Raw genomic sequence first — 13,677 nt, forward strand, 5'->3', positions numbered from 1 at the left:
AATATCCCCAAAAAGCAAGTGTACTTTATTAGCTGTCTAAGTGCATTTGCTTGATTTATGAACCACACTTACTTTTTAAGGTAATACAATAATAACATTTACATGATATGAAAGACATTTATGCATATATAATAACATTGACTATTTAAGCAATTGATCGAAGATTTCTCTAAAAACTTTATCGGCGTGCTCTTGCATTATTCGTATATAATTAAATATAGGACGATTGTTTTTCATACTATGACCAATACAATATTCTATTTTTTCTATTTCGATACCTATATCATAACCATGTTGTGCAAATGTTTTTCTTGCAGAATAATATGAAACCTTTCTATTTATGCCTGCCAGATCAGTCACCTTCCCTATATGTCTAAAAACCAAACTATATACTTTTTCATAAGATTCATATTTGCCAAAAACTAATTTCCCATTTTCAGAAATATATCGTTCAATAATTGTCTGTGCTTCTGGCTGGATAGTGAAAGCTATTTCATTTTCATTTTTTTTGCTATTACGGGTTTTATGTCTTATATATCTCATACAGTTTCCTTTAGTGAAATCATACTCCATTAGGTCTCTTAGATTAATGCCACCTAAATAATAAGTTAACATAAATATATCTCGAGCCATGATATGCACAGACTTGAATAATTTCACATCACGTATTTTTTTTAATTCATCAACGGACAGATCTAGTTCTCTGATATTACTAACTGGCATTTTAAATAAAACAAAAGGATGAACTAAATAAGTTACATAATTCATTTTCCTGGCATAGTTCAATATTACTTTTATTAAAGTGAGGTAAATTCTGATAGAAGTTTCTTTTAATCCTTCAGCCTTCATTACATCAGCGAAACTTTGTATATGTGTCGGACTGAGTTGTACCAAAGGAAAATCACCTTTCATATGTTTAAGGAACTTTGCACAAGCTATATTATATAATTTATGTGATTTTTTACGATCGTCTGCTTCCATCATTGAAAGATATTCTTTCACTACCGTATTAAAGGTTATTCCTTTTTTTTGTTGTTCCCGAGTTATAACATGTATCAATTCAGTGCATGAAATATTCGACTGATAATGAATAGACGAAAGAATCTCTTCGTATTCATTAATCAACTTGCGCAAACAAGCATTTATATTAGCTGCATTTTCATGTTTTACTACTCGTCCATTTTTCATTTGATTTGCAGAATCCAAAATGAATTGAGTTGAAATATATCTCGTTTGTGAACGATGAGCCACTGCGATCCTGACTCTATGTCTACCGTTAGATAATTTTTTAGCAGGTACAATTACTATTGAAAGATTAGCCATATTCAAATTTTAGTTTATACGTTTTACAATACAATATTAAAGTAACAATCAGAAATAAAAGCACTCTTGTATAACAAAAATGCTCTTGAAACTATCCATTTTGAGATTGTTCACAGAAGTTTGTACTATTTTTCAGTTGAAAAGACGGGAAATTCCATGCTTTTGTACAATCCTACATTGGCTTTTTTAATATTCGTGCATATATTTGCAACACTTTTTCACAGGTAGGAGACCTATTTCTCCTGAGAGAATAGAAAACTAACTTTTGTTTAACTTAATAATTAAAGTATGAAAGACAGAAAGAATTCAAGTCTGTTACGTCGTTTGGAGAAGTTCCAGCGGCTTTTCTTCGTTGCTTTGTTATCCGTATTGGCTGTAGGGGCCTTTGCACAGAGCAAAACCGTTTCGGGTACTGTCCTTGACAAAACAGGTGAGTCTGTAATCGGTGCCAGTGTGGTGGTGAAAGGTACTACCAATGGTACAATTACCGACTTTGATGGTAAGTTCACACTTCAGAATGTTCCTGATAATGGAACGATCCAAGTAAGTTTTGTGGGGTACAAGACCGTAGATATCCAAGTGAAAGGACAATCTACCGTTAAAATAATCTTGGAGGAGGATACCGAAACACTGGATGAAGTGGTAGTGGTTGGTTATGGTGTTCAGAAAAAAAGTGATGTGACTGGTGCTATGGCACGTGTGGGTTCTGAAGAATTGAATACAAGACCTGTGAACAATGCTTTTGAAGCCTTACAAGGCAAAGCTGCCGGTGTAGATATCACCTCAAGTGAACGTCCGGGTACTGTAGGATCAATCCGTATTCGTGGTAACCGATCTATCAGCGCATCATCAGACCCTCTGTATGTAGTAGATGGAGTGCCCTTGAGTGCTGGAGGAATTGAAACGATCAATCCGCGTGACATAGAATCCATTGATATCTTAAAGGATGCCTCTTCTACAGCTATTTACGGTTCTCGTGGTGCCAATGGTGTCATATTGATAACCACCAAACGCGGTAAAGCAGGTAGACTCGCTTTAAACTACTCAGGTTCTGTCACATTAGAAACCCTAAAAGACAAATCACCTGCCATGAGTGCAAGCGATTATATTACCTGGCGCCGTTGGGCTTATTATAACTCAGATCCGGTAAACAATCCTCGCGGTGACCAACCTAACTACGATAAAGACCAAATTTATTTCGCAGCATCAGGTGATCCCGCAGCTTTGGCTAATGTAAATAAAGGTTGGAATAACGGTACTTGGGATGGAAGTAGAGTAACAGATACCGACTGGGCAGACATAGTGACCCAAACAGGTATCACACATGAACATACCATCAGTGGTAGTGGCGGTAACGAAACTGCACAAGCTTTCTTCTCTATTGGTTATCTAAATAATCAAGGTACTCAGAAAGGACAGGAATATGAACGTTATAATTTCTCAATGTCTGTCGATTTACAAGTAAAACCTTGGTTTAAAATGGGCGGATCTATCAACGGTTCATGGGCGGTTCAAGACTATGGTTATTCCCGTACCGGACAATCTTCAGGCTCGGGCCCTGTTGATATATATAGCGCGGCAAAAGCTATTCCACGCTTTGGTGTTCCTTATGATGAAGAAGGCAATATCATTACCAACCCCTGTGGCTCCACCACCAATGTCTATACTGTGATTGACGAATGGAATAAGTCAACCGATAACCGCCAAACTTTCCGTGCACTAGGCAGCTTTTACGGACAATTTGATTTTGGAAAAATATGGGCACCACTAGAGGGACTAAGCTATAAAATCTCTTTCGGTCCTGATTTCCGCCACTATCGTCAAGGTATTTTTATCAGCAAAGACTCTGCCGTGAAAATGGGCTCAAAAAACTATGCTAAATAACGTGAGTTCGAAATAAAATCAAAAAATAGCAAGTTGTCCGTCATTGACAAACTTTACGTCAATGGCGGGCTTCTTTTCAAAAAAGCAGTATGCCGCGATAGCCGACAAGGAGTTGGCTATAAAGTTACTGAATGAACGATGTCTTGAGTGTTCAATCTGTGCGATGTTCTTCAGTTCGTCATTGACCGTTTCAATCAAGGCTCTTTTTCTTAGCAAAATCTTGTCGGCAATACTCATCAGTGAGTTCCTCATATTATTTTTAACTTTAGTAACAAGTTGTATGCCATTAAGGAAAAGGTTTTCAAACAGAGCCTGACCTATATATCCCTTGTCTGCACATAGTTTTCCTTTGATGTTTTCCAGAAACCTACCCTGTTTCAACGGTTCCCGGTCATCCACGTTTCCAGGCGTGAACATGAAATTGAGGATTTCACCCTTGTCATTGATTATCAGATGCAGCTTGAATCCGAAGAACCATCCCATAGAACATCTTCCACGCTCGGCAAGCCCTTCAAATGTCTTATGAATCAAGATTCTTTGGTTACGACATACACATAAGGGAGTGGAATCAACGAAACTGATGCCGGTACAAGTTCCCAGCAGTACTCTTTTGATGAATATGGTCATGGGAAGCAATACTTCCTTCTCCAGTTCCACAAAACGGTTATAAGAAACCTGACGAGGAAAAAGGTGTTTCAGATGTTTACAGACATACTCCTTGTAGTAATGCTTGAAACAACGGAAACCACCGGAGTGAAACAGGATTAGAATAACCATAATCTCTGCATCACTCATACGGTTGGGTTTGTTACGATGCATGGTCTTCATATCCTTAATCATATATTTTTCCTGTTGCAATGTAAATTCCTTGCAAAAATCATCGGCCATACAATAAATCTCTGTAACTTTAGACTCTGGAAACATAGTGGTAATCGTTTAAATGTTATAATTCAGCACTATAAATTTAATACTTTTATCGCTATGTTTCTAATTATAAGTGAAATATATTTATTCTTATTTCGAACTCACGTTAAATATGCAACAGATCGTTACTTGTCATGGACACTGGATAATCAGATCAACTATAACAAGACATTTGGCAAACATAACTTAGGCGTAACCTTATTGCAATCAGCTTCCAAATATAATAAAGAAAGTGGTTCCGAAAGTGCTAACGCCATTCCTAATGAGAATTTTGAATGGTACAACATGGGCAGTGTAGACATTACAGATGCAGCAACTTATGGTGCTGGTATGAGTACCGGTATGTCTGAAAATCAGCTGGCATCATACATGGCACGTATAAACTACGCATACAACGACCGTTATTTATTGACTGTATCCGGACGTTATGACGGTTCTTCTGTATTAGCAGACGGACACAAATGGAGTTTCTTCCCTTCTGCCGCCTTGGGCTGGCGCATTGACCAAGAAGACTTCATGAAAGATATTTCTTGGATAAACCAGTTAAAGCTTCGTTTCGGTTTGGGAACAACAGGTAACTCAGCTGTAAGTGCATATTCTACATTAGGTAATATCCAGTCATTCTATGTACCTTTTGGCTCTACTCTAACACCTGCTTATGCTACAAATGAACCTTATTACACTTCTTCTCAAGTAAAAATGGCAAATAAAGATTTAGGTTGGGAAAAGACAACACAATATAACTATGGTGTAGATTTCAGTTTCTTGAATGGACGTATCAGCGGTTCAATGGATATTTATCACTCTAACACCAATGACTTATTATTAAGCATGACTATTCCAACCTTAACCGGCTTTAATTCTACTTATGCCAATGTAGGTAAAACAAAAAACTTCGGTGTTGACTTATCTCTGAACTTGGTTCCCATACAAACCAAAGACTTTGAATGGAGTTCCACTATCAATGCAGCCTATCAAAAAGATGAAATCGTAGAACTTGCCAACGGCAAGCAGGATGACATTTCCAATGCCTGGTTCATTGGTGAGTCAATCAATGTTTTCTATGGTACTGCCAGCGATGGTCTGTGGCAGGAAAGTGATGCGGCAGAAATGGCTAAATTCAATGCCAACGGACATAAATTTGAAGCAGGTATGGTTAAACCAGTTGATCAGGATGGTAACTATATTATAGACAGTAATGACCGTATTATTCTTGGCAACAAAAATCCTAAATGGGTACTGGGATGGAGCAATACATTCAACTATAAAGGTCTTGAACTAGGTATCGAGCTAAACGGACGATTTGGTTATATGGTTGATACGGGTGGTGAAGGCCAATACGGTATGTACAACCAACGTGAAATAAGCTATTGGACTCCGGACAACACTGGTGCTGATTATCAAAAACCGATTTACAGTACAGCAGGTGGTGATGCTTATTCAAGTCTGCTAGGCTTTAAAGATGCCTCATTCATCAAGATCCGTAACATTTCTTTAGGTTATAACTTCAATTCCAAAGCATTAAAGAACATCGGAATCAGTTCTCTTAAATTATATGCACAAGCTAAGAATATAGGCAACCTCTATTCTTCAGTAGATTTTATGGATCTGGACTTAGGCACTACTTATTACAATAGAGGCTTTACTTTCGGTTTACAAGTTGGTTTCTAATTTGATAATAACACATTAAACTGTTTTTAAAATGAAAAATTTAAAATATACATTATTCACAGCTGCCCTGTCTGTCGCAATGACTGCCGGTTTCAGTTCTTGTAGCGATAGTTTCCTAGATGAAAAAAACAAGTCATCCTATACCACTGATTATTTCAAAACGTCACAGGGCATTCAAGATCTGGCTACCGCACTGTACGGTAACATCCGTTGGCATTTCGGTTATGAATGGGCGTATGGTATTACCCTTTACGGCACTGATGAATTCACAAACGGCTCTGACCTGACGGCAGAACCATGGAACACTTATGACAGCCGTCTGAACCCATTGGACTGTACAAAAGCAAACGGAGCGGCCAACAATAACTGTCCGGGTATATCAGCTCTTTGGGATCAGATGTATTACGGCATCGCTTCTGCCAATCAAGTTATCGCATCAGCTGACTATGTTACTGATGCGGAAGTCCGTGAAAAATGCTTGGGTGAAGCTTATTTCCTACGTGGATATAACTACTATCGTCTTTTCGCACAATATGGTGGTGTGGTTCTGCAAACCCAAGTTACTGAAGGTGTGGTCAGAACCTTTACTCGCGCTTCTGCAGAAGAAACATTAAACCAAGTGATTGATGACTTGCAGAACGCTTACGACAAACTGCCTACAGACAGATGGCGTGGTACAGGTACATGGACTAAATACACAGCAGCACACTTCCTGGCAAAAGCTTTGCTGTACCGTCAGTCTGAACGTTGCAGCGACTGGAACTCAAGTTATCCTGCTGATGCTGATTTGAAAAAAGCGATTACGTTATGCGATGAAGTCATCTCAAAATGTCCGTTAGAAAGTGATTATAATAACCTTTACGCCAAATGGACCGGTATAGACTGCAAAGCCGAGGAGTCTAATGAAATATTAATGTCATGCCAACACACTTCTTCGGCAACCGGACGTTTCGGAAACCGTACTTATAGTTACTTCAACCCACAATTCTCCAACTTCTCCGGTGGTTGGACACAACGTGGCCAATATATTGGTGGTATGGACTTCCAACGTTGCCGCCCTACAGAATACGCTTATGCTATCTTTGACAATGTGAATGACTCACGTATGTGGAAAACATTCAAAACTGTCTACGGATTGAATAATATTGCATCGAAAGCAGATGATGTAGTGGCTACAAACGGTATTACAGCCGATCAGGTTCCAACACTAGGCGACCAAGGCATCATCTTTATTCTTAATAAAAAAAGTGACAACCGTTTTAAAGACGCCACAAACTCCGATTATGGAACAGTAGGTCGTGGTGGTATAGCCCACTCCTTTGTAAACCCCGAAACAAATAAATGGGTGCCGAATGTGTTCCCTGTATATGCCGGTGGTCAATATGTATTGAACACCTATGGTGTTAGCGGAAATCCAGCACAGTCCAATGTCTTCTGTGGTATCAATAAAACTGATGACGGCTCGCGTACAGCAGAAAAAGGGGACGCACATCGTGATGTCATTATGGCCCGTACAGGCGAAACTTATCTGATAAAAGCGGAAGCTCAAGTACGTTCCGGTAACTTCCAGGATGCTATCTCTACCATCAACCAGCTCCGTGCACGTGCCGAATGGAAAAATGGTGAAGATCGCGAATACTACACCGATGGTTCTATGGCTTTCTTGAAAAGCGCAGGTGGTGACGAAGATAATTCAACCGCACTAAGCACTTTAGGTAAATGCAAAGATGCCAATGGTACCAAAATCAATAACACAGAGGCATTCAAGGCTTCTTTCCTTCAAAAGAACACTTACTATCTTTCAACTGGTATAGAACGCACTACAGATGCTTCCAGTCTGCAAATTTCAAGTTATTCATCATTACCGGCCGAGGATGAAGCTATTCTATCAGCTATGGGCGTAAATGGGGACAAAGACCGTTTGATCAATTTCATTTTAAACGAACGTACCCGCGAATGCCTAGGTGAATGGAACCGCTGGGAAGAATTAAGCCGTACCAAGACTTTGGTTCAACGTGCTAAATTATTCAATCCGGAAGCAGCTGCCAATATAGCAGACAAACATTTGCTTCGTCCTATTCCACAAACATTCTTAGACCAACTTCAACATGAAGACGGTACGAATTTAAGTGATGAAGAAAAAGCCGCAATGCAGAATCCAGGCTATTAACAGACTAGATTTTTGCAGTCAATAATTAATAAGGGGAGTGCCGGATTCAGTACTCCCCTATTTTCCACACCATAAATACTTATTTTATAATGAAAAAAATCGGTCGGTTTATATGCTTCACTACACTATTCTTGTTAATAGCGGGATGCAAACAACAAAAAACTATACGCTATGAACTTGTAGATGGCAATCCACAAATAGATTACATAGATTTCCTGAACGACACGCTATGCCGATTTGTCGCACCAGGACCATTGGTTCTGACAAGCCACTACACAAAAGAAGGAGATATTTATATAATACAAATCAACGATATAGTGAGCGCACGACTATATAAAACAGAAGAAGGAAAGCTACGAGGTGAGGCTCCTTTTTTTGAAGGAATATGGATTATAAAAGAAAAGTGATATCAACAAGTTCTGTACAGTTCATTCACTCATTTCTTTTCATATAAAGAATCTATCTGTCAGCCCCCCAAAAAAACAATAACTAAAATCCAATACAAATCCAACAAGATGAATAAAGATTGTTATCCGTATATGGAAAAAGAACAGAAAGAATATGAACAATATTCCATGTAAATGAATAAAATTCCATAGGTAAGATACCTTCTTCGTCTATATTTGCACAAATCAAAAATCAAAGATACTATGGAACTATTACCAACAATCAGAAAAAGCATAATTGCATTCGTTCTGCTACCCGCACTTCTATATGCAGGTATCCCTCCCACCCTACAAAGCGATGCCTCACAAAGAATGACCAAAGATATCATGAACCGTGCTTACATCACCCCCAAACGTATTGTTACCAAATACGCAGGATGTAAGAATAATCTAATAAAAGACGAACACTATTTGTTAGAGCGTGGAAACGGCCAATCGGAGATGAACAGAAAAAAATGTTGCATAATGACCTCTACTGAAACAGAGAAGGCATCCTTATTACTGGATTTCGGCAGTGAACTGCATGGAGGATTAAAGCTCGTCATGGGTAGTTCCAGCCGTAGGGAGCCTTCTTTGGTAAGGATACGTTTCGGAGAATCTGTTGGAGAAGCCAACAGTACCACTTCAAATACCGAATGGAAAGTGGGATTTTCAACAGACGATCATGCCAAACGTGATATCATCATGGAAATTCCCCGTGACGGCATGATTGAAATAGGCAATACCGGTTTCCGCTTTGTCCGTCTCGACTTGCTGCAAAACAACGCTACTATCTCTTTAAAAGAAATTTCAGCTATCCTGCGCTACCGTGATATTCCCTATCTGGGGTCTTTTGAATGCAACGACCAACGTTTAAACAAAATATGGATTACCGGAGCCTATACTGTCCACTTGAACATGCAGGAGTTTTTATGGGATGGCATCAAACGTGACCGGGTAGTCTGGCTGGGCGATATGCATCCTGAATTAATGACCATCAGCCGTGTTTTCGGATACAATGAGGTGATTCCCAACAGTCTGGACCTGGCCTGCAAACAATTTCCTTTACCCGATTGGATGAATGGCATGAGTGCATACAGCCTATGGTATCTGATCAACCAATATGAATGGTATCACCAGACCGGAGATATTGATTTTTTAAAGAAACATTCCGACTATATCAGCGGATTAATCCATCTGATAAACGGAAAAGTGGATGATGCGGGAAATGAAACGTTAGCACCTGCCCGCTTTTTGGACTGGCCATCCAGCGGAAATAAAGCCGGAGTTGAGGCAGGCTATCGCGCACTGATCGTATGGGCCATGCAAGATGCGCATCAATTGTCTTTAAAACTTGGCAACACCTCTGATGCTCAATTATGTCTGGACATTATCAACCGGATGAAAAAAAAGATATTACCTCACAACAATCTGAAACAGGCAGCTTCATTAATGGCCATCACCGGATTGATGGATCCCCAACAGGCTTGCGATGAAGTTGTCTCTGTAGGCGGTGGAAAAGGTTTTTCCACTTTTTACGGGTATTATATGCTGGAAGCATTAGCCAAAGCAGGTGAGTATGAGAAAGCAATAGATATCATTAAAACTTTCTGGGGAGCCATGCTGGATTTGGGAGCAACCACGTTTTGGGAAGATTTCAATCTGGACTGGATTCCTAATGCCGCTCCTATAGACGAACCTGTTCCAGCCGGGAAAAAAGACATACATGGCGATTTCGGTGCCTATTGCTATCCCGGATTCCGTCACAGCCTTTGCCATGGGTGGTCTTCAGGACCTACCACATGGCTGTCAGATCATGTATTAGGTATAAAAATCGTGGACGTGGAACGCAAGCAGATCAGTATTGAGCCACACTTGGGTAAATTAGAATGGGCCAAAGGTACTTATCCCACCCCTTGGGGCGTGATAGAAGTCAGCCACGAGAAGAAAGCCGATGGTAAAATCGCAACCAAAGTAAAACTTCCGAAAGGTGTAAGACAAATTTAATTATAAAAAATCGTTATCAAACTTCTATAAAAACTGGATCTTATGAAAAACATAATGATATGGATTATGCTCCTCTTGAGTATAACTTATACTGACGCCCAAAATGGAAAATCTCCTAGAAAAGACTATGCCAAATTAGCTAATTATGATGAAAGTAAGGTTCCGCAATATACCTTACCTTCCGTATTAATGTGCCACGACGGAGAAATGGTTCAGACCAAGGAACAATGGGAGCAAAAACGCCGCCCCGAAATTTTAAACCTGTTCACGACTTATATGTTTGGCAAAGCACCTGTATTAAAACACAAACTGCCTTGTACAGTCAGTCGGATCAATGAAAAAGCTCTGAACGGACGTGCCACCCGGAAAGAAATAACCATCCAATTAACAGACGATCCACAGGGGCCCCACATCGACTTGCAACTGTATCTTCCTAATCATGTATCAGGAAAAATTCCGGTTTTTCTAGGCATCAGCTTCATGCCCAATTACACGATATATGATGATCCCGATTTATCTGTCCCCGAAATAACAGATGAAAAAATGAAGAAAAGATCTTTCAGGGGATCAATGGACAAATCCTGGCAGCTTGATAAAATTTTGGAACACGGATATGGTCTGGCCACTTTCTGTTATAATGATGTGGATCCCGATTTTGACGATGACTTCCAAAATGGTGTGCATCCTTATTATTACGAGAAAGGGCAGAATTTCCCAGATCCGGATCAATGGGGTTCCATTGCAGCTTGGGCATGGGGCATGAGCCGTGCCATGGATTATCTGGAAACAGACAAAAAAGTGGATGCTAAAAAAGTTGCCGTGATAGGTCATTCTCGTCTTGGCAAAACCGCTGTCTGGGCCGGAGCCTCCGATCCGCGTTTTGCTTTAGTCATATCCGGGAATTCGGGATGTTGTGGAGTTGCCATCTCACGTCGTTGTTTCGGTGAGACTGTAGAAGCTATGAATGTACGTTTTCCTCATTGGTTCTGTGGTAATTACAAACAATTTAATGACAGGGAAAAATACTTACCTTTCGACCAGCACGAACTTGTTGCCCTAATTGCTCCAAGACCTATATATATAGCCAGTGCAGAAGAAGACAACTGGTCCGACCAAAAAGGTGAATTTCTAGGAGGTAAAGGAGCTGAACCTGTATATGCCCTCTATGGTTTGGGCGGAATAGGTTGTGAAGAAATGCCTCCCGTAGATACACCCTACATGAATGGCCCTATCGCATACCACAATCGCAAAGGACCTCATGCTGTTCTTCCATACGATTGGGAACAATTCCTTCGCTTTGCTGACAAATATTTTAAAAACAAATAATTAATATATAAATCAATGATGAAAAACAAGAACCTACTTATAGGATTATGCTCAGTACCACTATTGCTTAGCATATCAACAAGCATGACAGCCCAAGACTTGCGTGAACGTACATATTATTACGAAATACTAGAACCACGCCATGAGCCCAAACCGGAAATCAAAGGTTTTGCAACAGAAAGAATAAAAGAAAACTTAGACAGAGGATTAACGGCCACTCCATCTGCAAACGGGAAAGGTATCTACCTCAGTTGGAGACTATTGGAACAAGATGGAACTGACACTTCCTTCCACCTCTACCGTTCTGCAAACGGCAAGACACAGCGTTTATCAAAAAATCCAATTAAAAACACCTGTGACTTTGTTGACCAGACTCCCGTTTCTGGAAAAGCAACCTATTGGATCTGTGCATTAGATAAAAAGAAAAAAGTAATTGACACATCTTCCAAATTGGATGTGGACTGTTCTTTATTGAGAAACTATCAGTCCATTAAATTGAACCGTAATATAAAAGCAGGCAAAATAGCCGTTGCTGATTTGAACGGGGATGGCATTTACGATTATATCATCCGCACCCCGGAAAAAAATGTGGATCCCGGAATGCCCGGTACTTTGGATGGTTCAACTTATCAAATTGAGGCTTATTTAAGTGACGGCACTTTTTTATGGTCTAAAGATTTAGGACAAGGTATCGAGCCCGGTGTTTGGTACTCCCCTTTCATCGCATACGACTTCAATGGAGATGGCAAAGCAGAAATTGCCTTAAAAACAGCTTCGGAAACAACCCAACGAAATGAAAAAGGACGGGTAGATTCCGGTGAGGAGTATCTAAGTGTATGGGATGGAATGACCGGAAAAGAAATTGCCCGCGTGGACTGGCCTGAACGGAATGACAGGTATGGAAATCTGGTCCGGCAGAACCGTAACCAAATAGGAATGGCCTATCTGGACGGCAAGACCCCTTATATATTGGCATGTCGTGGCACTTACAAACTGATGACTGTAGATGCATGGCAGCTGAAAGATAACAAACTGGAACGTGCATGGCGATGGGACGGCGATGAAGAAAATCCCGTAGTAAGAAGCATGGGTTCCCATAATATGGTATGTGGTGATGTGGATGAAGATGGAAAAGATGAAATTCTGTTAGGCTCATGCATGCTTGATGATAACGGGACTTTACTATGGTCTACCGGACTAGGACACCCTGATAAAATCTATCTGACTGATATCGACCCGGATCGTCCGGGTATGGAAGTGTTCCTTTGTCTGGAACCTTGGCACGAGAACGGACGTGGCGTTTGTGTTGTGGATGCCAGAACAGGACAACCGGTATGGAATATCGGTCATAAGACATTCCATGTAGGCGATGGGATGGTTGCTGATTTTGATCCGGTCCACAAAGGTCTGGAATGTTTTGCCAGCGAAGACCGTAAAGGAGGCAGCACAGACAAATATCTACTTTCGGCTGACGGTAAACCTTTAGGTAAAAATGAGGAAGTGCCCTCCTGCCGTAATTGGGCTTGGTGGGACGGTGACTTATTGCGCGAAACATTCAAAGGGGACGATAACCGATGGGGGGCAAGTTCCTCTTCAAACGGTCGTTCACTAAGTATTGTAAAATGGAAAGGAGAAACACTGACACAAGGAATTGAAGGTGATATCTTAATGATTGCAGACTTATATGGAGACTGGCGTGAAGAAATAATCACCGCATTGCCCGGTGAAATACGTATCTACACAACCAATCTTCCGGCAAAAGACCGTCGCACCACATTGATGCAAGACGGAATATATAGAAGTTATGTAGCTCATCGTTCCATGGGATATCCACAAGCTCCTGTTCCCTCCTATTATTTAGGAGAATAATATTAAGATTAGCATGAAGGATTCCTCTAAAAACTGTAACGGATATCCTTTTGCTGTAGGGGCGCTTTGATGCGCCCT

The 13,677-nt window shown here is 40.4% G+C and carries 8 protein-coding genes and 1 pseudogene; 7 read left to right on the plus strand and 2 right to left on the minus strand.

The window, feature by feature from the left end:
* Positions 1-141: 141 nt before the first annotated feature.
* Positions 142-1,323 carry a tyrosine-type recombinase/integrase gene (locus tag BVU_RS00865; RefSeq protein WP_005841224.1) on the minus strand — a complete coding sequence of 394 codons (1,182 nt, stop codon included), beginning with the start codon at positions 1,321-1,323 and terminating at the stop codon, positions 142-144.
* A 288-nt stretch (positions 1,324-1,611) separates the two neighbouring features.
* On the opposite strand from BVU_RS00865, the gene BVU_RS00870 reads away from it, so the two are divergent.
* Positions 1,612-3,207: a SusC/RagA family TonB-linked outer membrane protein gene (locus BVU_RS00870; RefSeq protein ID WP_011964651.1), complete on the plus strand. Its 1,596-nt coding sequence runs from the start codon at positions 1,612-1,614 to the stop codon at positions 3,205-3,207.
* A gap of 18 nt (positions 3,208-3,225) precedes the next feature.
* Here the strand turns inward: BVU_RS00870 and BVU_RS00875 are convergent, their stop codons facing one another.
* Positions 3,226-4,131, minus strand: coding sequence for an IS982 family transposase (locus BVU_RS00875; protein WP_016270147.1), 906 nt, complete (start codon positions 4,129-4,131; stop codon positions 3,226-3,228).
* A gap of 96 nt (positions 4,132-4,227) precedes the next feature.
* Here BVU_RS00875 and BVU_RS00880 point away from each other — a divergent pair.
* The 6 genes and pseudogenes from BVU_RS00880 to BVU_RS00905 form a co-directional block, all read left to right on the plus strand.
* A pseudogene (locus tag BVU_RS00880) lies at positions 4,228-5,802 on the plus strand (SusC/RagA family TonB-linked outer membrane protein); the annotation flags it as partial.
* 31 nt (positions 5,803-5,833) lie between these two features.
* Positions 5,834-7,972, plus strand: a complete 2,139-nt coding sequence (locus BVU_RS00885) for a RagB/SusD family nutrient uptake outer membrane protein (protein ID WP_011964653.1) — start codon at positions 5,834-5,836, stop codon at positions 7,970-7,972.
* Between the two features lie 89 nt (positions 7,973-8,061).
* Positions 8,062-8,379: a hypothetical protein gene (locus BVU_RS00890; protein ID WP_011964654.1), complete on the plus strand. Its 318-nt coding sequence runs from the start codon at positions 8,062-8,064 to the stop codon at positions 8,377-8,379.
* Positions 8,380-8,622: 243 nt separating this feature from the next.
* Positions 8,623-10,404 carry an alpha-L-rhamnosidase C-terminal domain-containing protein gene (locus BVU_RS00895; RefSeq protein ID WP_005841404.1) on the plus strand — a complete coding sequence of 594 codons (1,782 nt, stop codon included), beginning with the start codon at positions 8,623-8,625 and terminating at the stop codon, positions 10,402-10,404.
* Between the two features lie 42 nt (positions 10,405-10,446).
* Positions 10,447-11,730, plus strand: coding sequence for an alpha/beta hydrolase family protein (locus BVU_RS00900; protein ID WP_005841402.1), 1,284 nt, complete (start codon positions 10,447-10,449; stop codon positions 11,728-11,730).
* A gap of 15 nt (positions 11,731-11,745) precedes the next feature.
* The gene (locus tag BVU_RS00905) at positions 11,746-13,599 is read left to right on the plus strand and encodes a silent information regulator protein Sir2 (RefSeq protein ID WP_049764062.1); all 1,854 of its coding nucleotides are present in this window, start codon (positions 11,746-11,748) and stop codon (positions 13,597-13,599) included.
* Positions 13,600-13,677: the final 78 nt, after the last annotated feature.

The organism is Phocaeicola vulgatus ATCC 8482, assembly GCF_000012825.1.
Lineage (GTDB): Bacteria > Bacteroidota > Bacteroidia > Bacteroidales > Bacteroidaceae > Phocaeicola > Phocaeicola vulgatus.